Here is a 405-nt window from a genome sequence, read left to right on the forward strand (position 1 = left end):
ACTCGCGTCCGTCCTCGTGAATACGCCCTGCGTTACCCCTATATGCAGGTCAATCGCCCCGGCATGGTGTCGTGGCTGGTGTTCGACCTGGACCATGCCAACGCCTTGGCCTGGGACGATGCGGGGTTGCCCGCGCCAAACCTGATGGTGCGTAACCGCAAAAGCGGCCACTCCCAGTTGTTCTACGCCGTGCCGTCCGTTTGCACCACCGAGAACGCACGGACAAAGCCGATTCAGTACATGAAGGCGATCTATGCAGCGTTTGCCGTTCGCCTCGACGCGGACGTGGACTACCACGGTGGCCCTGTGGCCAAGACACCGGGTCACCCTTGGTGGGAGACGACCGAATTCCACAGCCACATATACGAACTGGGCGAACTGGGCGAACTGGCGAGCGCGGTGGAG

At 62.0% G+C, this 405-nt stretch carries 1 protein-coding gene; it reads left to right on the forward strand.

All coding sequences use genetic code 11. The annotated features are described in order from the left end of the window. A partial coding sequence (locus tag ALO64_RS13730; protein WP_174517444.1) for a replication initiation protein occupies positions 1 to 405 on the forward strand: 405 nt, incomplete at both ends.

This window comes from Pseudomonas meliae (assembly GCF_001400515.1).
Taxonomy (GTDB): Bacteria; Pseudomonadota; Gammaproteobacteria; order Pseudomonadales; family Pseudomonadaceae; genus Aquipseudomonas; species Aquipseudomonas amygdali.